Genomic DNA, 23,959 nt, shown 5'->3' on the forward strand with positions numbered 1-23,959 from the left:
TAAGTCAGTGCCATTGGCCCATAGCCCCCCATTCACCGTTGGCTGAACGACAGGTTGGGATATCAAAGCTGTTGCCTTGCAAAATCAGGCAAGGATAGACAAGGCTCAGGCGGTGAAAAGAACCGTTTGAATTATTTATAATGGATAATATGCAAAAATCTTATAATTAAGACGGTGATGGTTTTCAGGGGAAAGAAAATTGTTCTCTGATATCAATGACTCAATCCATAATGCCCCCCCCTCGACCGCTCATCGTAGACGGATCAAGTAGACGGATCAAAGCCTCGCCCCCCCGAATTCATCAGACAGAAATAAAATCGCAATAAAATCGTAACTTTACAGAAATTTTTCTTTCATTTTTGCTAATTACTATAACGGTCTCAATCTAATGAACAGAACGTTCATCCACATAAGTAAGGTAATACAAGCAAAATGAAGAACGCAGCACTGACTACAACCATTCTGACCGCACTGGCATCAACCCCTGCTTTTGCTGTAACTGTTTATGATGAAGACGGGACTTTGCTAAAAGTCGGCGGTCGTGCAGAAGCCCGTTTTAATATCTCTGACGAAAATAAAAGTGCCGACACTGACTCTTTCAAAGATAAGTCCCGCGCCCGCGTAAAGATAACCGGAAAAACCCGGATCTCCGAAGAGCTGTATGGCTTTGGTAAATATGAGACTCAGTTTGACGACAAGTCTGAACTAACTAATCGTTACTACTTTGCAGGTTTAGGCACTTCTTTTGGAGAGTTTTCCTACGGCAAACAAGACTCGGCTCAGGTACTGCTGACTGATATCACTGATATTATGGCAACATTTGGTGCCGAAGCAGCAGATATCGTTGATGGCAACAAAGACAAACGCGAAAATACCTTCCTTTATTCCGGAGAGTTTGATGCCCTGACCATTCAGGCCAACTATACCGCAGCGGATGAAGATAACACCAAAGATACCGAAAGCTACGGTATTGCTGCCCTCTACAATATTGGCTCAGTTGATATTGGTGCCGGTTATGTTTCCCAAACCAGCGGGGTCAACGACGACGACCAGGCTAATCTTGTCGTCCAATACTCTATTGACGACATTACCCTGGGTGCCCTGTACACCTTGGGTAGCAACGCTGACAATGATATTACCGGCTACGAAATATCAGCTAAATACAAACCAGTAAAGAAACTTACCCTGGCCAGTGTTTACAACTATCAGGAAGTAGACCCCAAGGCTGGTGCAACAGTAGACACAATTGACGAGTTTGCCATTGAGGCAGTTTACAAGTTCAATGGCAACCTGCGAACCTACGCCGGTTACAGATTCCAGCAGATTGATAACACGGATGACGAGTTACAGGCCGGTATCCGCTACGACTTCTGATTTCACTGATACTCCCTCCGGGACATCCCGAGGGAGTAACCTTGCTTAAATATCCTCAACCTGTTCCCACAGTTTACGAAGACGTTTGTCTGATACCGGAAAACGGGTTCCCAGTTGCTGGGCAAACAGGGAAACCCGGTACTCTTCGATCATCCAGTAAAATAATTGCAGGTTCGGATCAACAATCTTCTGCTGAAGATGCGCATCAAGCCGTTTTTCATATTTTTGCTGTAGTACAGCCAGCTCTTCCGTCCACGCTCTATCTTTGTTTACCTGGGCGGGCAGTTTCTCCAGTCTGGCTTCAATCCCTCTAAAATATCGGGGGTAGTGGCTCAACCACTCCCTACCGGCATCAGCCATAAAGCCGGGGCGTAACAGCCTTTGTAAATGCTGTTTGATATCAGCCAGCGACAATGCCCGATCAAAGCTGATCTTTCCTTTCAATTGACGACTCACCCCCTGGGCAATACGAAAAATCTCATTAACAATGGGATCGATCTTCTCGGCAAAAGGCACAATGTCGCCTTTATGCCGCTCAAGCAATGCCAGAAATGACTCCCGGTTTCTGGGCAGCCCGTTGTCATCATTCAGATAGACGCCGCTGATAATCAAACTCTGTAAATCATCTTCCAGCTGACTCTGATGCACCAGATTGGTCGCCAGCAACAGGGTTTCCTTCACTCGGGCCATTTTACTCAAGGCAAACTTAAGCTGGGTGGACAGCCTGATCCTGAGCAGTCGGGTCAACCCTTTGCGGTTTTCAAAGTCGGCCATCGCCGGACTCTCAAATAGCTGAACTGCCACTGAATCACGCTGGTCAACCAGGGCCGGGTATGACTTTAATACCAGCCCTCCGGCTTTGCGGGTAATTTCATGGGGCAGCTCGCCACAGGTCCAGTCCAGCAGACCTTCCTGCTCCAGATGACTTTTCGCCAGCTTACGGATGGTGTCCTGTACATGATCAGAGAACTGTTGTCTGAGCTGATTTAAATCACGCCCCTGGCCAATAACATCGCCATCTTCATTCACCACCCGGATATTCATTAGCAAATGTCCATCCAGGCTATCTGTGTTCCAGTGCTCTTCGAGAATACGCACACCGGACATACGGGTCAGCTGCCGCCCAAGCATGTCGGTCAGCGGCTCGTCACAGGCAGAGAGCGATTCCAAAGCACCGTTGACAAAGTCAGGCACAGGGACAAAGTTCTTGCGCACCGGCTTGGGCATGGATCGAACCAGGGCCACACACTTGTCGAACAGCATACCGGGCACCAGCCACTCCAGACGATGCCTGGGCAGCAACCTTAATGCCTCCACCGGCACGGTCAGGGTGACGCCGTCATCCGTCTCACCCGGGGCAAAGTGATAACTGAGCGGCAGCTCCAACCCCTCCCAGCGGAAGCGATCCGGGTATCTGTTGACGGTGATATGCTCTGCTTCATGCTGCATCAGATACTCTTTGGTAAGGTGGAGCAAATCAGGCTTCTGTCCTTCAGCCCCTTTGCGCCACTGCTCAAAGCCCGCACCGTTACAGATATCCGCAGGAATCAGGGCATCGTAAAAGTGGTAGAGCGTGTCACTGTCCACCAGAATATCCCGGCGGCGGGACTTCGCTTCCAGCTCATCCACTTCGTCAATCAATGCCAGGTTATGCTTTTGAAACGCCCCTTTGGAATCAAAATGCCCTTCAACCAGGGCTTCACGGATAAAGAGTTCCCGGGCAACCACCGGATCTATCGGGCCATAATTCACCCGACGACGGCCGACAATGATCAATCCGTACAGTGTCACCTGCTCAAACGCCACCACCTGGGCACGTTTCTTCTCCCAGTGGGGTTCAAAATAGTTCCGCTTCACCAGATGCGTTGCCAGCGGCTCAATCCATTGGGGCTCCAGTTTGGCATTGGTTCGGGCAAAGAGCCGGGAAGTTTCCACCAGCTCTGCCGCCATCGCCCATTTGGGCTTGCGCTTATAAAGCGTCGATGCCGGAAACAGATAGAAGCGCCGGTTTCTGGCCCCCATATAATCCGCTTCATCATCTTTACTGCCCAACTGGGACAAAAGGCCGGATAGCAGTGACTTGTGAACATCACCATAGCTGGCAGGACTGTCATTCACGCGGAATTGCAGGTCTTTACAGGCCAGTGTCAGCTGTCGATGGAGGTCGCGCCACTCGCGCATGCGCATAAAAGACAGAAACTGTTTATTGCAGTATTTGCGCAGCTGGTTCTGGGACAGTGCCTGCCGCTGTTCCTCATAGGCTTCCCAGAGATTCACGTATGTCATGAAGTCCGAGTCATCGTGATAAAACTCACGGTGTCGCTGATCGGCTGCCTGCTGCTTATCCTGCGGGCGCTCCCTGGGATCCTGCGCCGCCAGGGCACTGACAATAATCAACACTTCATGCAGGGCATTATTGTTATTCGCCTCAATCAGCATCCGTCCAAGGCGTGGATCTACCGGCAGCTGCCCCAGCTGTCGGCCAATCGGGGTAATACGCCGGTCTTTCCCCACCGCCACCAGCTCCTGCAGCAGCTTGAAGCCATCATTAATGGCTTTGCCATCCGGTGGATCAACAAACGGAAACGCGGCGATATCGCCCAGCCCCATCCGCAACATCTGCAAGATCACCGCCGCCAGGTTGGTTCTGAGAATCTCCGGATCGGTAAACTCCGGACGGGAAAGAAAATCCTCCTCAGAGTAAAGGCGAATACAGATACCTTCGGCAACACGACCACAGCGCCCTTTACGCTGATTGGCCGATGCCTGCGACACAGCCTCAACCGGCAGCCGCTGGACTTTTGACCGGACACTGTAGCGGCTGATACGGGCAGTACCGGGGTCAATCACATAGCGAATGCCCGGCACCGTTAACGAGGTTTCGGCGACGTTGGTGGACAAAATAACACGACGACCGGAGTGTTCCTGGAAGATCCGGTTCTGCTCAGCGGCAGAAAGGCGGGCATACAGTGGCAGAATGTCAGTATGGGGCAGTTTGGCATCCCGGAGAAACTGGTGAGTTTCCCGGATATCCCGTTCACCGCTGAGAAACACCAGCACATCGCCCAGTGGTTTGCCCTTTCCTGCGCGTTCAAGGCTGTCAATCTCTTCCAGTGCGCCCAGAATCCCCTGCTGTAATCGCTGGTCGGCATCACGCCCTTCCAGCTCAAGATCTTCCAGTGGACGATATAATGTCTCTACCGGATAGGTTCTGCCCGAGACTTCGATCACCGGTGCCTGATCAAAGTGCTTTGAAAACCGCTCGACGTCTATGGTAGCCGACGTGATGATGACTTTCAGGTCTGGTCGTTTAGGCAGAATCAGCTTGATATAGCCCAGAAGAAAATCAATATTCAGGCTGCGCTCATGGGCTTCATCAATGATCAGGGTGTCATAGCGGTTAAGAAAACGGTCATTCTGGATCTCGGCCAGCAGAATACCGTCAGTCATCAACTTGATCAGGGTAGTTTCGGTGGAGTGATCGGTGAAACGCACCTGGTAACCAACCTGCTCCCCCAGCACGCCCCCAAGCTCTTCAGCAATGCGATTGGCAACGGAACGGGCGGCCAGTCGCCGGGGCTGGGTATGGGCAATCGTACCAAAAATACCACGACCCGCTTCAAGACAGATTTTTGGCAGCTGGGTTGTCTTGCCTGAGCCTGTTTCACCGGCGATCACCACTACCTGGTGCTCACGGATAGCCCTGGCGATATCCTCTTTCCGGTCAATCACCGGTAGCGCCTGCTCATAACGGACGTCAGGAAGAGCCGCTTGTCGCTGCTCTACCAGCAACAGCGATGACGCTATTTTTTTCTGAATCCGCTCCAGACCTGCCTCATCATCCCGTTTCAGCCGACGCAATTGACCACGCAAGCGGTAACGATCGCGTATCATGCATTGATTGATGGACTGGCGCAGTTGCTTATCGGAAAAGCCGGACACCCAGGTACTCCCGTTTATATGGAATCAGTGATGATTATATAAGTTTGACAAGCGGCCTGAATGGCCGCCTGAGAGGAATTCCAGGACCTGTTGACGTTTCGTTGCGTGCTCAGCGCAACGAAACGTCAACAGGCCCTAACCACTCATTAAATTTGCCGGGCTGCCAGCTCTTCATCACGCAAATGACGACGGAGGATCTTACCCACATTGGTCGTGGGCAGCTCATCTCTGAACTCAACCATTTTGGGTACTTTATAGCCCGTCAGGTTTTGCCGGAAAAAGTGAATCACTTCTTCTTTGGTCAGTTCCGGATTACTGGACACCACAAACACCTTGATCGCCTCTCCCGAGCGTTTATCGGGCACCCCGATCACGGCACACTTAGAGACATCAGGGTGGGCAGAGAGCACCTCCTCCAGTTCATTCGGGTACACATTGAAACCGGAGATACAGATCATGTCCTTTTTGCGATCGACAATGGTGACATAACCTTCCTCGTCTATTCGGGCAATGTCGCCGGTTCTCAGCCAGCCATCCAGCATCGCTTCTTCAGTGGCCTGCTCACTCTGCCAGTAGCCCTTCATCACCTGAGGGCCTTTTATGCAGAGTTCACCCACTTCACCAATGGGCAGATCCTGATCTTCAGCATCAACCACCTTCAATTCACAGGACGGCACTGGCAGACCAATGGTACCCAGCTTGATTTTACCCAGTGGGTTAATCGTCACCACTGGTGAAGTTTCTGTCATACCATAACCTTCACAGATACAACTGCCGGTCAGGTTCTCCCATCGCTCCGCAGTATCCAGTTGCAGCGCCATACCACCGGAAATGGTGTTTTTCAGATAGGAGAAATCAAGACGACGGAAGGCTTCCTGGTTCATTAGCCCGACAAAGAGAGTATTCAGACCAATAAACATACTGAAAGGCTTACCGGTCAAATCCCTGATAAAGGATTTCATATCCCTCGGGTTGGTAATAAGCATGTTATGCTCACCCATCAAGATAGCCACCATACAATGCACGGTAAAAGCAAAAATATGATAAAGCGGCAATGGCGCAATAATCAGCTCCTCGCCTTCGCGCAAATTACCCCCAACAAGCGCCTTGACCTGGAACATATTGCTGAGAATATTGCGGTGAGTCAGCATGGCACCTTTAGCGACACCTGTCGTACCACCGGTATACTGCAAGATGGCAACATCATCATTTTCCCGGCGAATATCCGTGCAATGGTGCAAGGCTCCCCGACTGAGAACAGTGGTAAATGACACCGCCGATGGCAGCGAATAATCCGGCACCATTTTCTTAACGTGTTTGACCACCAGATTCACCAGTGTCCGCTTAAGGGTGGGTAGCATATCGCCGACCTGCGTCACCACAACATGCTTGATGGCCGTTTTGGGAACCACCTTCTCAGCCATGTGCGCCATGTTGGCCAACACCACCAGCGCCTTGGCACCGGAATCGCGGAACTGGTGCTCCATCTCACGTTCGGTATAGAGCGGATTGGTGTTTACCACAATCAATCCCGCACGCAGTGCACCAAAGACCGCCACAGGAAACTGCATGACATTGGGCAGCATAATGGCTATACGATCACCGGGGCGCAAATCGGTGTGATTTTGCAGATAACTGCAAAAATGCCCACTGAGCTCATAAAGACGGGAATAGCTCAGCTCATGCCCCATGTTGCTGAATGCCGGTTTGCTGGCAAACTTACGGGTGCTGTACTCCAGTACATCAATAATTGAGCGATACTGACCAACATCAATCGTTGCAGGAATACCTTGCGGGTACTTGTCTTTCCAGAAACCGGTGGTCATGGAGTACGCCTCCCACATCCATGATGGAGCTGTATAGAATAAAAACTGGCTCGCAAACTGTTCAACCTGTCTTGCAGACTATCGCATTGGAAAATTTTTTGAGGTTATCAGTTTTCTGCTGCTCCTGATAGACGACCTGCGGTAAATACTTCTAACCTGCTTTCAACGAAGGCCTGAACAATAGTATTCACAAGAGAAAAGCCAATGGACAGAATAAGCGGCAATCACCTGCTAACGGGCACTTACACGCCACCATCTGATAGCCATAAAGCACAACCACTGAAGACAGCACAACCACAGTCTTCAAGCCCCATAAATTCATCACTGAGCACCCATCTTTCTGAGCGATTGATATCGGTACCTCTTCTTCAGCCAGTAGTGAGTCAGCGATGGCCTGTGTCATCGCTCCAGAGAAAACGGGCAACGCCCCTTTGCAGCAAGAGTACGCCTCGTTTATCCGGGGATCCTGACATGACCAAACCCGTTAAGGAATTTATACGTCTTTGGCAGCATATTACCGAAACCAGAGCAATTAAGGTTTTTATTGGCAGCCTTCTTTCGCCAAATAGAATGAGCAAATTTCTGAACCAGTTAAATGAGCTGACATTATCCCGGGATGAGCAACTGCAAACCCTGACAAATTACTACCTGATAACATTCGGTGACAACCCGGGCAGCGCTATTCAACGCTTTACAGATGACAGAAAGTCAGTGGAACACCATTTAACAACCCAGGACCATCCCGCCCGGAGTATAACAACGATGACCACGATTTTTGATCAGGTCGAAGCCTGTATTAATAGCAGCCTGGGTATTAAAAGACATTTAACCAACCTGTCACAAAACCACTACTCAATGTCAATGGACGATTTGGAGCACCAAGAGTTGGATGAGTGCAACCTGCACCTGAAAACAGAATATCAAAAAGATCTCGAAATCTCCTCCAACACGAAATTAAGTGACATTTTTTCCAATGATTTATTAAGAGGCATGAATATTGACATTTACTCTCCGTCAGACCGCCCCCTGCTTAGCATTTACAGCAATACAAAAACCTGCTCATTCAAGGAAAGGGAGGAGAGTGGTGTTATTATCGACCAAATGACCTTTGACACAGGGAACCTTACAGACCGTGATACTCGTGAACAGCTATTCCAATCCCTGATTGAAGCAAAACTTGACAAGATCCTGTGCTCTCATAAACAGGTACACATTTTAACTTTTCTCTGTAGCCAACGATCTGCCAATATTTTCCACAATTTATTAAATCTGTATTTCATTGGTAAAAACCTCAGTTTGTCTATGCCTGAAAGACAAATAAGAACGGAAACAAGAGTTCTTGATAACGGTGATGTGTCAGTGAGGACGATTTTATCACTGCAAAAATACAAGCTGATCGATAACCGCTCCGGTGATGCCACCTCTTTTGATATTGAACAGATGATTGAGGTAGAAGCACTGTCCGTGATCACTACGGACAACCTTCAGCCACACTTTGATAAAATAAACGTGAAAATACTCGAGCCAGTTTCCATTCAATTCAGATGTTAAGCATAATGAATCCAAAAGCCTATTCAAGGACGCTGTATGAACCACTCGGAATCACCACCTTCACTGGTAACCATCAACAGCCAGTCAGGCCACCACCGCATTCCGGTTTACCAATGGCTGGCGAAAAAAAGTCCAAAGGCTGTGCTCCATATCAGTCATGGCATGGCTGAGCACAGTGCCCGCTACCAACAGCTGGCGGAGCAGCTGACCAGAAGAGGGTTTCATGTCTATGCCCATGATCATCGCGGGCATGGTGCCACCATCAACAAAGATAAAACGTCCAGCCAGGGGCATTTTGGTGACCATGATGGGTGGAATAATGTGGTTCAGGACCTGAAACGGGTCGTTGACCACACCCTTGCCCAGCACACGACTCTACCCTGCTTTCTTCTGGGTCACAGCATGGGCAGTTATATCCTGCAAAGCTATCTGGGCAGGCATAACCCCAATATATCCGGTGCCATTCTCTCCGGGTCAAACTTGGTGGCAAAGCCATTGCTGATGCTCGCCCGGCTGGTCGCTAAAATTGAAACCCTGCGCCAGGGAGTGATGGGGCACAGCCCTGTCATCCACCAACTGACATTTGCCGGATACAACAACAGCTTTAAACCCAATACGACAGAGTTTGACTGGTTAAGCCGCGACCCTGAATCGGTTATGCGATATGTCAAGGATCCCCTTTGCGGTTTTCGCTGCAGCAACCAGCTCTGGCATGACCTGTTCGGGGGGCTGCAGGAAATCAGTTCAACAAGCCTGTTAAAGAAAATCAACCATCAGCTGCCAGTGCTGATCATAGGGGGAGACCAAGACCCTGTCAGCGCACCGGATGGCTTAAAAAACCTGCAAACGGCATGGATCAGTTCTGGGCACAACAATACAACATTGACACTATACCCAGGTGCCAGACACGAATTATTTCATGAAACCAACCATCAGGAAGTGATTGATCAACTGTGCACCTGGCTTGAAAAGCACAGCTAACAATATCCATAAGTCGCCGATTTCTGAACTATGGACAGATTTTCAGGTATCGGCGGACCAGCGCAGAACCAGTTTATTTCCAATCTGATGGGGTGAGTGACAAACATTTACCGCTATTACAGAAGCAAATTGAGAAAACAGTAATCCGGGCCCTGCAGTCAAATCACACTCGATTCAGAAACCTGCCATCAGGTAATAAAGCGTTGAAGATCGACTCTATTGCCATTTCAGACAGGATCCCCTGGTTTATCAAAAAGAAGCTGCACGGAATGACCACAAAAGCAACATCTGTCCACAAAAGGTGCGATAATCATTGCCAATGAAAATATACGCTCAGACCGTTCTGACAAAACAGTTACCCATACTTTAACAAAGCAATAGAGCCTGTACTTATGCGCAAGCTGGAAAACATCCCATTTGAAGCATTAACCATTGGCACCAGGGCCAGCCTGACACGCACACTGACCGACGAAGACCTCCTGCTGTTTGCCAAAGTATCCGGCGATACTAATCCCGTCCACCTGGACGAGGCATTTGCCGCAACCACCCAGTTCGAAGGTCGTATTGCCCACGGCATGTGGACCGCCTCTCTGATTTCCTGTGCCCTGGCGACAAAACTGCCGGGCCCCGGTGGTATCTATCTGGGCCAGGAGCTAAAATTCCTGCGCCCGGTAAAAGTCGGTGATACGGTAACGGTTGAGCTGGAAATTCTGGAAATCAATGAACAACGAAAGCGTGCAACCGTCTCGACCAATGTGATCAACCAGAATGGTAAAACCGTTGTGAAAGGCAAAGCGGAAATCATGCCGTCCTCTGGAAAGGTCGTTGTTGATGAATATCCGCTGCCCGAAGTAGTATTATTGAAGCGAGCCGAATAGCAACATCGACTGAAAGCCCTGCCTGACAAGCATTCTGCTGTCAGGCTTCCCCAGAATAATAGACTGGCACGCTCTACCCGACAGCAGTGCCCATAAATGGAGAATAACAGGCAGTTATGACTATCGCCCCTTTTCACCCCCCGAAACGTACCCTGATGGGCCCCGGCCCCTCAGATGTTCACCCCAGAATTACCGAAGCCCTGGCGCGACCCACCATTGGGCATCTTGACCCTGAGTTCATCCGGATGATGGATGAATTGAAGTCACTGATTCAATATGCCTTCAAGACCAGCAACCGGCTGACACTGCCCATTTCCGCACCCGGTTCGGCAGGAATGGAAGCCTGTTTTGCCAACCTGGTCGAAGAAGGCGACAAGGTCATTGTATGCATAAACGGTGTCTTTGGCGGCCGGATGAAAGAAAACGTCATACGCATGGGCGGTACCGCGATTACCGTCGATTCCGACTGGGGGCGTGCAGTGGACCCGAAAGCCGTGGAAGAAACACTGAACGCCCACCCCGATGCCAAAGTTCTGGCTTTTGTTCATGCCGAGACCTCTACCGGTGCACGTTCGGATGCAAAAACACTGTGTCAGCTGGCCAGAAAGCATAACTGCCTGACCATTGTCGACACCGTAACTTCGCTGGCCGGCTCAGAGCTGGAAGTCGATGGATGGGGAGTCGATGCCGTTTATTCCGGTTCCCAGAAGTGCCTGTCCTGTGTTCCCGGCTTGTCACCGGTCAGCTTCAGCGAAGCCGCTGTGGAGAAAATCCAGGCCAGAAAAACACCGGTACGCAGCTGGTTTCTCGATATGAACCTGGTTATGGGCTATTGGGGGGGTGATGGCAAAAGAGCCTATCATCATACGGCACCCGTCAACCAATTATACGCCTTGCACGAAGCGCTCTACCTGTTGCAGGAAGAGGGGCTGGACAACAGCTGGCAGCGGCACCAGCGGCATCATCAGGCACTGGTTGCCGGACTGGCCGCCATGGGACTGGAAATGCTGGTTCCTGAAGAGGAGCGACTGGCCCAGCTGAATGCCGTGGTTATACCGGAGGGTGTCGATGACCTTGCGGTTCGACAGCAACTATTGGCGGAATATAACCTGGAGATTGGTGCAGGTCTCGGCGCATTTGCCGACAAAGTGTGGCGGATCGGCCTGATGGGGTATGCCGCTAATCAAACCAATGTATTGCACTGTCTCTCAGCGTTGGAATCTGCGCTGCTGAGACAGGGCCACAGGTTCACACCCGGCGAAGCGGTAAAAGCCGCCATCTCTGTTTATCAATAGAAAGAAAGGCTCAAATGGCAAACCCTTTGAGCCTGCCATTAAGACGTATTGGCTATATTCCCAAAGGAGCTGGAGTTGCTGCGCGGCCGCAAGAGCGCCCGGCAACGCCAGATCCTCTGGGTAGGGAAGAACACGCTTAATCATAAAATAAGACAGGTAATCCCATGCCCAATAGAATCCCCCTGTTTATCGATGGCGAATTCATCACCAGTGAAAGCTCACAGTTTATTCCTGTCACCGCTGGACGGCAGTGACTGCACGGCTGCCGGACTTCCGGAAGGCAACTGGGTCGGGCCAACACTGTTTACTGATGTTACTACGGAGATGGCCATCTACCGGGAAGAGATCTTCTGAAATAACCTTTCAAAGGCTGGCTTTTGCCAGCCTTTGCTCTCCTCCAGAACCAGCATTTTGCCCAAAATGCTACATCAGCATATCTCTTTAAACAAAGCAGAGGTAAAATTCTGGCCCACAAATTTTCCCGTAGCGCCAACAATCAACACCTAAACTGGAACAGCGTCTGATGTTCCTTTCGGAGACTTCCGATGTTCAGAAACCTTGTCTGGATATTAGTGTTTTTTTCCTTCAACACCTTTGCCGACATCACCGCTCCCCAGCCACCGTTACCAACGGAGCTGATTGATGCTCATGCTGCGGTAATAACGGATATTAAAGCCACCGGCAAGCGCGTGCATCAGATGGAAGCCAGCTGGGAGGCAACCACATCAGAAATGAGCCGCGACCTGATTCAGCAACAGATCGTCTCCGATATTCGCACGACCACGCAACGGGTAAATAACTTCCTGGACCAGGTTAAGGCCGTTAATACAACAGCCGCCGTGCAACTGGGCGAGGAGGTGGTGAACGCGGAAAACCGTTTTTTTGAAGCCCGACTGACCCCCGCCTCATCCGACCTGCGTAAAATGTTTGAACAATACGAACAGGCTGAAACGGACGAGCAATTACTGGTGCTGTTCCATATCAATGACTTTTACGCCTATATCAACTGGCTACAGAGCGAAAGACTGGATAACCTGAATTTACTGAAAAGCTGGCAGGTTGATACCACCGCATTACAGCAGAAACTTGACCATGAGATCACCCGCTATGCCGAGTTTATGGCTACCTACCTGCGCAGCAATAACCGTCAGAAAGAACTGTTACAGACCGAGCTGAAATCCCTTCCTGCGGATTCCCGAAGCTCTCTGGAAAGTAAAATTGCCACCCAGGATCGCCTGGTGCGCAGCGCGGTCACCAACCTGAGGCAGATCGTGATGATGATGGAAGAACAGGGACTGCCGGTGGATCATTACAATGAACTGATCTTCAAGGCAACCGGCAATCTGGCCGAAGCCGTGGTTAACATTGATACGCTGCGCACGGTAATTGTTGGGCTATGGGACGACCTGACGCACTGGTTCAAAGCCAATCTGGGTGGCATCCTCTCCCGCCTGTTCCTGTTTGCCGCTCTGATGGCGGCAGCGATAGTGTTAGCGCGTCTGGTTCGGCGGGGCATATCCCGTGCCGTCACCCATAAAAAAGCCCGTTTCAGTACACTGGTTCAGGAATTTTTTATCAATGTTGGTGGTAACCTGGTGATCATCTTTGGCCTCCTGTTCGCCCTGGCACAGGTGGGTCTGGACCTGACACCGGTACTGACCGGTCTCGGTGTTGCCGGTATTGTCATCGGTTTTGCCCTGCAGGATACCCTGTCCAACTTCGCCTCCGGAATGATGATCCTGATCTACCGCCCTTTTGATGTGGGTGACTTTGTTGAGGCGGGCGGTGTTGCCGGTAAAGTCGGCAAGATGAGCCTGGTCAACACCACCATTCGCACCTTCGATAACCAGGTCTTTATGGTGCCTAATGCCAAGATCTGGGGAGAAACCATCAAAAACATCACCTCAGAACGGATCCGCCGGGTGGATATGGTCTTCGGGGTTGCCTACGGCGACAATGTTGAGCAGGTAGAAGGGATTCTCGAAGATATTGTCAGCAGCCATCCGAAAATCCTGAAAACGCCAGAGCATGTTATTCGTCTGCATGTCCTCAATGAGTCATCCGTGGATTTTGTCGTTCGTCCCTGGGTAAAAACAGACGACTACTGGGATGTATACTGGGATATTACCCGTGAAGTAAAAGTCCGGTTTGATCGGGAAGGCATCACCATTCCATTCCCGCAACGGGAACTGCACTTTTATAAAGCACCAGCCGAACTGCCGGGCGAGCGGGTAACCGTACAACGATCAGATATCGGGCTGCGTACGGTGGGCGAAGGGGAAGACGGGCGTACTTAAAAGACTTTTTTTGCACCACAAAGGCACAAAGGACACAAAGGAGAGCAACAGAAGGTAAGGAATTGCCCTTAAATAATTTCGACATTTTGAACTCGATCTCCGTTCATCCTGAGCTTGTCGAAGGGTGATTGGCACAATACATGAGGCCGGAGTTCACGCCCTTCGACAGGCTCAGGACGAACGTAGTTTTGAAGCTCAGAAATGTGCAAATTATTCCGGGCCAATTCCTTACCATCAAAATGCCGTTACTTTGTGTCCTGATGTCTTTGTGGTTAACAGTTCTTTCTTTTAAGCCTTTTCACAGCACTTCTTGTGCTTTTTGCCGCTGCCACATGGACACGGGTCATTGCGGCCAACTTTGGTCACCTTGACCGGAGCGGGCTTTTCCAGCGCCTTTTGCCAGATCTCGCGAATATCGTGACACATCACCGCCATCTCCCGGGCCACCGCTGGCATTGCCTGCAGCATCTTATTCACATCCGGGCCATCTTTCTTTTTGGCTTTTTCCAGCAGGCTGTCTGCACGACTCCAGACGTTCAGCAGCACCATGCAACTGGACCAGGACTCTTCCATAGGCTGAACCCCGGGATGCTTCAGCACCTGGATCCAGACATCCATCAGCAATTGACAGCCCTGCCCATAACCTGTCGCCCATTCCTGCAGGCGGGAAAATTCTGAACAATACACATCTTCAGCCCGGCACTCTTCCGGCAGTACCTCAAAACCACCCGTGATGGTCTTTCTGGTTTTATCCAGCAGGTTAAACAGGATATGGCGGATATCATCTTCCTGCTGTGGGGATTCAAACGGCGGTGTGTTAGTCGCCAGTGCCAGGGTCATCCAACGATCCGGCGGAACATTAACCGGTGAGTTGGCAATGGCAAACATCAGGCCTTTGATGGCTGGCAGCGTCATAACCTGACCGCTTTTCCCGCCAGGGCGTGATGCCAGATAGGCAGATAATACGGTTTCCTGCTGCTGATCAAACTCGCAATTGGCCAGGGATGCTTTTCCAGAACTAGCGCTCAACTCAATCTCCTCTCTCCATTTCAGGACAGATACAAAAAAAGGCGCAAATCATCGCATCATCAACAGAGTCCATCAATATCCCTGCCACAAAGATGACGTAAATTTTATAATTGTTTTTCATAAACGGCCGTTTGCCTGTTTAGAGGACAACGACCTGTATTTCCTGGTGGTTGATGACAGTTCAGCCAGTTTCTGCAAATGGCGTTTGGTTTTCTGGTGCTTTATTAGATAACTCTTTAGTTTAAAGCTCTTTTCGCACAACTCACACTTAAAGGTACCATCCTCACCGGCATGCATGAGACTATGTTTTCTCAGGCTATTGGCGAGTCTGAAGCGCTTTTTGCAAACCTTGCACGTATAGGGCCTCTCGCCGGTATGGATGCGGGTATGTTGTGTCAGGCCAGTGGCCATACTGAAGCTCATGTCACACACCTCGCACTTATAGGGCCTTTCGCCGGTATGGATGCGGGTATGTTTTTTCAGGTCACTTCTTTGGGTAAAGCGCTTGTCACAATGATCGCACTTATAGGGTTTCACGCCATTATGGCGGCGGGTATGTATTTTCAGGTTACTGGAATGAGTGAAGCTCCTTTTGCATAACTGACACTTATAGGGCTTTACGCCCTTGTGTATACGCATGTGATTTGTCAGATTCACCTTTCGATTAAAGCGCTTCTCACATTGACGGCACTGAAAAGACTTCGTGACAGTGTGCAAGACCTTTGTTGAATTTTCTATCTGAGCACCCGGTTCATTCATTTTTATTTCTGTGAAAATATCACCATTTCCGGATTTATCACAATTTTCGAGGTGCGAAGATGGTGGACGTTTATTTACCTCACTATCTGCGGACGTATGGTAAAGATCATCAGGCTTAGGAAATAGCGGAGGGGTCTTCTTAATTTTTGGCCAAATGGGTGAATCAAAAACACCGTATCGTTCGATCACTTTAGCAATATAGCCAGAATCAACCGACTCAATCACTTTAACTTTTTTATCACAGAAGATCCCATTTTTTACTCCAATTTCTTTTGCATCACATATTGTTGTTTCAGTGAGCCAGTTAAAATCCTCAGGGGAAAAAAAAAGGTAATGAGAAAATGGGTCCATTTTTGTACTTTATTACCTAATTGTTTTCGATAGATCTGCCATTTGACCAATTTTCCAAGAAAAAATTCCTTCATTCCAAATTTTTTAACATTTGTCACAACCAGGCATAAGGACTTGCCAGGAACCTGTTTGCTCTTTACAGGGCGGCCAAGTAAAACAATTACATTTACCCTCTGAGATAACCGACAGTTCTCCATAATTTTTGACCGATCTAACGGGGCTCCCGGACAGGCAAAGCAGGTTTTACCGTTTGCCTGTCCAGAGGACAGCGACTGGGAGCCTGTCGGTCAGGTTGATGACAGTTCAGCCAGTGTCTGCAAGTGGCGTTTAGATTTCTGGTGCTTTGTTAGATCATTTTTTATTGCATAGCTTATTTCGCACACCTCACACTTAAAGGGCTTCTCACTGGAGTGGAGGCGGCGGTTGTGGTCAATCAGGCCACTTTTCTGGATATAGCTTTTATCGCACAACTGACACTTATAGGGTCTCACGCCGTCATGGATACGGGTATGCAATTTCAGGCCACGGGCTTCACTGAAACTCTCTTTGCACACCCCACACTTAAAGGGCCTCGCGCTGGAATGGGTGCTGGCATGTCTTTTCAGGCCAGCGCTTTGGGCAAAGCCCTTGTCGCATAGCTCACACTTATAGGGTTTCTCGCCAGTATGGGCGCGGGTATGTATTTTCAGGCTAAAGGCATACCCGAAGCTCTTTTCGCATACATTACACTTAAAGGGCTTTTCGCCAGTGTGTACACGACTATGTTCTTCCAGATCCCACTTTCGTTTATAGCGCTTGTCACATTGATTACACTGAAAATACTTCTTGACAGTGTGCAAGACCTTTGTTGAATTTTCTATCTGAGCATCCGGTTCATTCAGTTTTGTTTCTATGGAAATATCAATATTGCCAGATTTATTACAATTTTCGTGGTTCGAAAATAGTGGGCGTTTATTTCCTTCGCTATTAGCAGACGTAGAGACAATATCATCAAACTTAGGAAACATTGGAGAAGTCTTCTCCATTACTGAGCGAATGGGCGAATCAAAAACATCTTTTCGTTTGATCATTTCAGTAACATAGCCAGAACCAGCCGATTCAGTTGCTTTAACTTTTTTATTATAAAAAAGCCCATTTGTTATTCCGATCTCTTTGGTATCACATGTTGTTGTTTCAGTGGGCCAACCAAAAGTATCAGGGGAAAAAAAAAGGTAATCAGAAAATGGATTCATTTTTTTGTACTTTATTACTAAATTGTTTTCAATGTATTCAGTATTTGACCACTTTCCCAAGACAAAATTCCCTCATTCCAAATTTTTTTAACATTTTATTCAATACCGATTCTGAACCGGGAAAGCGTTGCCGAATGGCGATGAAGTGCGCTTTCCATGCTGCAACTGTTTTGCACAGTCGCAGTCATTTTCCCATTGATATGAAAATATCTCGGCATATACCTACAAAATGCTATTTCCAGCAGGCTCATCGTGTTTAACCACACAGTACGTGAGACTTTCCCTGTCAGTAACTCCTGACTTCCGAATGAAAACCGCGCTTTCCCATGCAGATTTACGTTTTGTCAATATTGCAGAATCAAACAGTTTAGTAGATCATAGCCCCCGCAAAACACCACATCATATAGTGCCAACCAGGCACGCATACCACTACCTGTAGATATTCCTCCCGAAAAGGCGCAATATCTCATTACTCTATTTGTCCGGAGACCCACCATGACTGAGATCATCAAACGCGATGGTTCACGCCAGCCTTTTGATGCACCACGCATCGTAAAAGCCGTTGCCAGCGCCCTCAATGATGCTCAGATCAAAGACCATGACTTTGCTGAGTACGTTGCGAAAAAAGTAGCCAGCACCGTGGAAGGTCTGGAACTGGTGGATATCTATGATATTCAGGATCAGGTAGAGCACCTGATGATGAGCAGCGAATACCATAACGCTGCCCGCAAATACATTGAATATCGTCAGATCCGGGATATTGAACGTGAGTCTCGTAATGCCCTGAGCCGGGACATTCTGAGCATTATCAACCAGGATAATGAAGAGCTGCTCAACGAAAACGCCAACAAAGACAGTAAAATCATCCCCACCCAACGGGACCTTCTGGCCGGTGTGGTCGCCAGGCACTACGCCAAACAGCATATTCTGCCAAAGCATATTACTGCGGCCCATGACCGTGGCGAAATCCATTACCACGACCTGGACTACGCGCCCTTCTTCCCAATGTTCAACTGCATGTTGATCGATATTGAAGGAATGATGACCAACGGTTTCCGCATGGGTAATGCGGAAATTGAAACGCCCAAATCAATCACTACCGCAGCGGCCATCACAGCCCAGATCATTGCCCAGGTTTCCAGCCATATCTATGGCGGCACCAGTATCAATGAGATTGACCGTATTCACGCACCTTACGTACGCAAAACCTTTGAAAAGCACCTGCAGCAAGGTATGCGCTGGATCCATGATGAAGGGAAAGCCCGTGAATACGCCATGGAAATGACCGAAAAGGATTGCTATGACGCCTACCAGGCACTGGAGTATGAGGTAAATACCCTGCACACCGCCAATGGTCAGACGCCGTTTGTCACCTTTGGCTTTGGTCTGGGTACCAGTTGGGAAGAGCGCCTGGTGCAGCAGTCCATTCTGAAAAACCGGATTCGCGGTCTGGGCAGAAACTGCAAGACACCGGTCTTTCCAAAACTGGTCTTTGCCATCAGAAAAGGGGTGAACTTCAGCCCTGAAGATCCGAACTACGACATCAAGCAGCTGGCACTGGAGTGTGCCAGCAAACGGATGTACCCGGACATTCTCAACTATGACAAGCTGGTTGAAGTGACCGGAAGCTTTAAAACACCCATGGGCTGTCGTTCATTCCTGGGGGTTTATGAAGAAGACGGCAAGATGATTCACGATGGCCGTAATAACCTGGGGGTCGTCTCACTCAACCTGCCCCGCATAGCAATTGAAAGTAAATGCAGTGAAGAGACCTTCTACCAGCTGCTGGAACAGCGTCTGCAGCTGGCGAAAGAAGCCCTGATGACCCGGATCCAGCGTCTGGACAGTGTCCGTGCACGGGTAGCGCCGATTCTTTATGTGGAAGGTGCCTGTGGTGTTCGCCTGAAGCCCGATGACAAGATCAGCGATATTTTCAAAAATGGCCGCGCCTCCATCTCCCTTGGCTATATCGGTATCCATGAGACGATCAATGCCCTTTATGGTGGCAAAAATGGTTCTGGTGATCTGTACGACAGTGAAGAGCTGCGCCAGAAAGCCGTTGCCATTGTGGAAACCATGCGTGCCGCGGTGAATAAGTGGAAACAGGAAACCGGCTACGGTTTCAGCCTCTACTCAACCCCGAGTGAAAGCCTGTGTGACCGTTTCTGCCGTCTGGACAAAAAGAAATTTGGTGTTATTCAAGGCGTGACTGAAAAAGGCTACTACACCAACTCTTTCCATCTGGATGTGGAAAAGAAGGTCAACCCATACGACAAGGTCGACTTTGAACAGGTATACCCCAAACACGCCAGCGGTGGCTTCATCTGTTACGGTGAGTACCCGAACATGGTCAACAACCTGAAGGCTCTGGAAAACGTTTGGGACTACACCTACGACAAGGTCCCATACTACGGCACCAATACACCCAATGACTCCTGCTACAGCTGTGATTATGAAGGTGAGTTCAACGCCACCAGCCGTGGTTTTGAGTGCCCGCAGTGCAAAAACCGTGACTCCGACAAGATGTCCGTTACCCGTCGTGTTTGTGGCTACCTGGGTCAACCGAACAGCCGCCCGTTTATTAAAGGTAAGCAGGAAGAAGTGGTTCGTCGGGTGAAGCACCTCTGATACGGCTGCCTGTTCCCACGCTCTGCGTGGGAACAGGCACCACAGGTACCATGGAAAAGCAAAGAGCATGAACTATCTCCAGTACTATCCAATCGATGTGGTCAATGGTGAAGGCACCCGCTGCACCCTGTTTGTCAGTGGCTGTGAACACCGCTGCCAAGGCTGCCATAACGCCACCACCTGGGATGCCCGCAAGGGAACCCCTTTTGACCAGGCCATGGAAGACCGGATTATTGCCGACCTTGGGGATTCCCGCATCAAACGGGATGGGCTGTCGCTGTCCGGCGGAGACCCACTGTTTCCCGGCAATCTATCCGGCATACTGAAGCTGGTTCAGCGGGTAAAAGCCGAATATCCGCAGAAAAATATCTGGCTCTGGACTGGCTACACGCTGGAAGAGCTCAGCCAGGCTCAACAAAACGTTGTGCAATACATTGATGTGCTGATTGATGGACGCTTTGAGCTGGATAAGAGAGATCTGTCACTGCCCTGGCGGGGCAGCAGCAATCAGAGAATAATTGATATTAATAATACACTGAGACAGATTACTTAAAGAAAATGAAACTTTGGGATCAAAATTTAGTCTATTGAGAGTAAATCAAGAATTTAAATACCTAAATATGATTCCCAATTCCAATTTAAATATCGCTCCTGACAGTACTGCTTCTAGCAGAAATGCTTCTAGCAGTAATGCTTCTAACAATATTGGACGATCTAATGAAGACCCGAATACTGATGCCCTGGCTTCATGGCTGGATCGTACCTTACAGGCCGTTTTTGAGGCTGACCCCAACATACCCAGAACCATAACTTATGAAATGAGAGCAACTGATGGTGCCTACCTGCGCGGAACCCGCCATTTATTAAATCCTGTTGCTCCCATGCCAGAATCTACTGCTGCACAAAACCCGGAACCTGTTCCACAACAAGAAACGTCGGATGCAAGTAAGGCTCAACCACCCACCGATGCACAATGCTCTGTCTGCCTGAGTGATTTTCAAAGTGCACCAGAAGCAGCATTTATCCCCGGATGTGAAACAGCAACGTGGATTCACTCTGACTGCCTGGCACAGCACACTCAATATCGAATCGCAGACCCCATAACAAATGATGAAACAAATGGCGTTGGCATAGCCTGCCCAACGTGCGATTCGTCCAAACACCACTCCATACCCGTCGACAAGCTTGCTCCACAGATATCATCCCCGGAATGTTTGCAGATGCTGCAAGATTTCCACCTGCAATCACAACTCCGAATTTTTGCCCGGGATCCGTTTTCCCCATTGCTTGGCCCTGTAGTGACAAAAAATGCTACATGCCGAGACTGCAATGAACAGTATTTTGTCAATCTGAGAGAGCCTGAACAGGCTGTAATCAGCTGCTCTGGACAAATTTACAAACGCAATATTGGTTACGTACCCTGTACTCGCAAGTTTTGCGCAAACTGTGAAGAAAAGCCCCATTTCAATAAGAGTTGTGATGAAGCACATATCATAAATCAGGAACAGCGGCTTTCTGATTTGAATGCAAAACTGCAGGTCTACCAGATGGCCCAGGCGGATGACAGTAGATTCAGGCCATGCCCGAAATGTGATAACCTCATTGAGAGATCTTCAGGCTGTAATCACATTCGACGGTCAGGCCTCCATGCACGTCAGAATGCAGCCGCAGATGCCAGTTTTTGTGACCATGACATTTGCTTTGAGTGCCTTAAAGATTGGAATGAGGCAGAACGTATTCAAAAACGAGGCATATTCAAAGTAAAATGCCATGATTTTTACCATTGTAATGACGCCGGGAACCGTCAACATCTTTACGCCAGAAAAATTGCGGATTTAAACCAGGACATTCAAATTCTGAGAGGGAGGAGGGCTCCACAACCCCCCTTACACAGATTAAACAGATTTTTCTCTGGCAACAGATCCTCCGCTGGCAGTTGATTTATTCTGCCAGCTTTAACCAACCGCCAGCCAGATACCCACCCCCATCATCATAGAACCGGCAATCCGGTTCAACACCCGGACATTACCGCTTTTCTGCAGGAAATGTCGCAGCGTTCTGCCACCGGCTGCGTATATATTCAGGCAGATAAATTCAATAACCAGAATAATGGCCACCAGAATAATCAGCTGTGGAGTCAGCGGCTGATCTGCTGAAATAAAGGGTGGTAGCAATGAGATAAAGAATGCCCATCCTTTGGGATTCGCTACCGCAGTAAAAAACCCCTGAATCATAAGCTCTCTGGCACCCGTCTCTTTTGGTTGCAGCCCCTCATGAGGAATGGCCATTTTCCCCCTGGACAACCACATCTGCCCCCCGAGGTAAAACAGATACACCCCCCCCAGCCATTTAAACACCGTAAAAGCGGCTGGATAGTTCAGCATCACCGCAGCCACACCGACCACGGCAAGCACGGCAATAAGCCCAACGCCCAACAGTTCTCCCAACATCATCCACAGCGCCCGGCGAATACCCACAGTCATACCCAGCGTCATGGCCAGGGTCATGCACATGCCCGGGGTGGCAGACACAAATAAAAACGTAGGAACAAACAGAACCAGCAGGGATAAATTGACCATATTTAACTCAATTCCAAAGGCATCCATTTGCCCAACGGCTTATCGTCTTAAAATAGCTATCCATCGTCCGATATTCAGCAAGCTTGCCAGTGCCGCAGCAACATAGGTCATTGCCGCGGCTTTCAGGACCTTTCTCGCCCCCGGTAGATCGTCTCTGGCAAGATACCCTTCCTCCAGAATTGGCAGGGCCTTGTTAAAACTGGCATCCATCTCAATGGGCAGGTTCATCAATTGCACCCAGAGTGAGGCAATCATCCCGGAAGCGCCCAATAGCAAAGTGATCAGGGTACTCTGGGGAAGCCGGGTGAATAAGAAAATAAAAGGCGTCACCATCAGGGCCATAACGCTGAACCGCTCAATCATCATGGCCATTTTTACCCGCTTCTGACGGCGCATAAACCCGGGGTGCTGCTCCTGATGCTGCAAGGCATGGCTGACTTCATGGGCAGCAACGGCAACAGCAGCGATGGTTTTCCCCCGATAGTGCCATGAGGAGAGCGAAACTACCCGGTTTTCCGGATCATAATAATCCTCACCTTCCTGACCTTCACGAACGGATACGCCATCCAATTGGAATCGTTCAATCAGGTGCTGTGCCAGCTCGCCGCCGGTGCCCTGAAGATCCGGTCGGTCTCTGCCATATTTACGGAACGTATGCCTGACCCAGAACTGGGGACCAAAAACCAGGACCAGAATCACCAGCAATAACAGAATCAGAGGCATTTAATCCCGATCCTCAGTCTCCAGTCGGTCGATCTCTTCCCGAAACTCATTCAGATCCTTGAAATGACGATAGACGGAAGCAAAACGGATATAGGCCACCTCATCCAGCTGCTTTAATTCGCGCATAACCTCTTCACCCAGAATCCGGGAACTGACTTCCCTCTCCCCCATGGCCCGCAGGCGATGAGTAATGCGGCTCACCGCTTCTTCCAGCTGCTCAACGCCTACCGGCCTTTTTTCCAGGGCACGGGACATGCCCGCCCGCAGCTTATCTTCATTAAAAGGTTCACGGGTACCATCCCGTTTCACCAGCCTCGGCATCAGCAGTTCTGCTGTTTCATAACTGGTGAAACGTTCAATGCAGGACAGGCATTCGCGACGCCTGCGCACCTGGCTGCCTTCTGCAACCAGACGCGAGTCGATCACTTTTGTTTCAGCAGCACCACAGAATGGACAATGCATTGAGCAAATTAATCCTTGAGTTTTTGAGGGGATCAGGGGACACCATTTGCTA

At 49.5% G+C, this 23,959-nt stretch carries 16 protein-coding genes and 1 pseudogene; 9 read left to right on the forward strand and 8 right to left on the reverse strand.

The window, feature by feature from the left end; genetic code table 11:
• Positions 1-432: 432 nt before the first annotated feature.
• Entirely contained in the window at positions 433-1,374 is a 942-nt protein-coding gene (locus ACO6V1_RS14640) for a porin (RefSeq protein WP_422467375.1), read from the forward strand.
• Between the two features lie 45 nt (positions 1,375-1,419).
• On the opposite strand, the gene hrpA is transcribed toward ACO6V1_RS14640, so the two are convergent.
• Both hrpA and ACO6V1_RS14650 read right to left on the reverse strand, forming a co-directional pair.
• Positions 1,420-5,316, reverse strand: coding sequence for an ATP-dependent RNA helicase HrpA (gene hrpA / locus ACO6V1_RS14645; protein WP_422467377.1), 3,897 nt, complete (start codon positions 5,314-5,316; stop codon positions 1,420-1,422).
• Between the two features lie 146 nt (positions 5,317-5,462).
• Positions 5,463-7,142, reverse strand: a complete 1,680-nt coding sequence (locus ACO6V1_RS14650) for an AMP-binding protein (RefSeq protein WP_422446473.1) — start codon at positions 7,140-7,142, stop codon at positions 5,463-5,465.
• A 204-nt stretch (positions 7,143-7,346) separates the two neighbouring features.
• Between ACO6V1_RS14650 and ACO6V1_RS14655 the strand changes: the two genes are divergently transcribed.
• The 6 genes and pseudogenes from ACO6V1_RS14655 (at position 7,347) to ACO6V1_RS14680 (ending at position 14,144) form a co-directional block, all read left to right on the forward strand.
• Positions 7,347-8,693 carry a hypothetical protein gene (locus ACO6V1_RS14655; protein ID WP_422467379.1) on the forward strand — a complete coding sequence of 449 codons (1,347 nt, stop codon included), beginning with the start codon at positions 7,347-7,349 and terminating at the stop codon, positions 8,691-8,693.
• 36 nt (positions 8,694-8,729) lie between these two features.
• Positions 8,730-9,674: an alpha/beta hydrolase gene (locus ACO6V1_RS14660; RefSeq protein WP_422467381.1), complete on the forward strand. Its 945-nt coding sequence runs from the start codon at positions 8,730-8,732 to the stop codon at positions 9,672-9,674.
• 392 nt (positions 9,675-10,066) lie between these two features.
• A complete protein-coding gene (locus tag ACO6V1_RS14665) occupies positions 10,067-10,552 on the forward strand; it encodes a MaoC family dehydratase (protein WP_422446479.1) in 486 nt (161 codons plus the stop codon).
• 116 nt (positions 10,553-10,668) lie between these two features.
• Positions 10,669-11,847 (forward strand): pyridoxal-phosphate-dependent aminotransferase family protein, encoded by a 1,179-nt coding sequence (locus ACO6V1_RS14670; RefSeq protein ID WP_422467383.1) that lies wholly within the window; start codon positions 10,669-10,671, stop codon positions 11,845-11,847.
• A gap of 240 nt (positions 11,848-12,087) precedes the next feature.
• Positions 12,088-12,198, forward strand: a pseudogene (locus ACO6V1_RS14675) (aldehyde dehydrogenase family protein); the annotation flags it as partial.
• 194 nt (positions 12,199-12,392) lie between these two features.
• Entirely contained in the window at positions 12,393-14,144 is a 1,752-nt protein-coding gene (locus tag ACO6V1_RS14680; RefSeq protein ID WP_422446483.1) for a mechanosensitive ion channel family protein, read from the forward strand.
• A 288-nt stretch (positions 14,145-14,432) separates the two neighbouring features.
• Here the strand turns inward: ACO6V1_RS14680 and ACO6V1_RS14685 are convergent, their stop codons facing one another.
• The 3 genes from ACO6V1_RS14685 to ACO6V1_RS14695 all read right to left on the reverse strand — a co-directional run bounded on the left by ACO6V1_RS14685 (position 14,433) and on the right by ACO6V1_RS14695 (position 17,575).
• Positions 14,433-15,173 carry a UPF0149 family protein gene (locus ACO6V1_RS14685; RefSeq protein WP_422446485.1) on the reverse strand — a complete coding sequence of 247 codons (741 nt, stop codon included), beginning with the start codon at positions 15,171-15,173 and terminating at the stop codon, positions 14,433-14,435.
• 117 nt (positions 15,174-15,290) lie between these two features.
• Positions 15,291-16,283, reverse strand: coding sequence for a C2H2-type zinc finger protein (locus ACO6V1_RS14690; RefSeq protein WP_422446487.1), 993 nt, complete (start codon positions 16,281-16,283; stop codon positions 15,291-15,293).
• 287 nt (positions 16,284-16,570) lie between these two features.
• Positions 16,571-17,575, reverse strand: coding sequence for a C2H2-type zinc finger protein (locus tag ACO6V1_RS14695; protein WP_422467385.1), 1,005 nt, complete (start codon positions 17,573-17,575; stop codon positions 16,571-16,573).
• A 435-nt stretch (positions 17,576-18,010) separates the two neighbouring features.
• Between ACO6V1_RS14695 and nrdD the strand changes: the two genes are divergently transcribed.
• Together nrdD and nrdG are read left to right on the forward strand one after the other, a co-directional pair.
• Positions 18,011-20,143: an anaerobic ribonucleoside-triphosphate reductase gene (gene nrdD, locus ACO6V1_RS14700; protein ID WP_422446491.1), complete on the forward strand. Its 2,133-nt coding sequence runs from the start codon at positions 18,011-18,013 to the stop codon at positions 20,141-20,143.
• A gap of 67 nt (positions 20,144-20,210) precedes the next feature.
• Positions 20,211-20,696 carry an anaerobic ribonucleoside-triphosphate reductase-activating protein gene (nrdG, locus tag ACO6V1_RS14705; RefSeq protein WP_422467387.1) on the forward strand — a complete coding sequence of 162 codons (486 nt, stop codon included), beginning with the start codon at positions 20,211-20,213 and terminating at the stop codon, positions 20,694-20,696.
• 1,402 nt (positions 20,697-22,098) lie between these two features.
• On the opposite strand, the gene ACO6V1_RS14710 is transcribed toward nrdG, so the two are convergent.
• The 3 genes from ACO6V1_RS14710 to nrdR are packed head-to-tail and all read right to left on the reverse strand — an operon-like array spanning position 22,099 to position 23,907.
• Positions 22,099-22,722, reverse strand: coding sequence for a LysE family translocator (locus tag ACO6V1_RS14710; RefSeq protein ID WP_422467390.1), 624 nt, complete (start codon positions 22,720-22,722; stop codon positions 22,099-22,101).
• A 39-nt stretch (positions 22,723-22,761) separates the two neighbouring features.
• On the reverse strand, positions 22,762-23,445 hold the full coding sequence (locus tag ACO6V1_RS14715; protein ID WP_422467388.1) for a zinc metallopeptidase: 684 nt from the start codon (positions 23,443-23,445) through the stop codon (positions 22,762-22,764).
• On the reverse strand, positions 23,446-23,907 hold the full coding sequence (gene nrdR / locus ACO6V1_RS14720; protein ID WP_101746570.1) for a transcriptional regulator NrdR: 462 nt from the start codon (positions 23,905-23,907) through the stop codon (positions 23,446-23,448). It lies immediately after the preceding gene.
• Between the last annotated feature and the right edge of the window lie 52 nt (positions 23,908-23,959).

This window comes from Endozoicomonas sp. ALC013, from assembly GCF_049310205.1.
In the GTDB taxonomy this organism is placed as follows: Bacteria; Pseudomonadota; Gammaproteobacteria; order Pseudomonadales; family Endozoicomonadaceae; genus Endozoicomonas.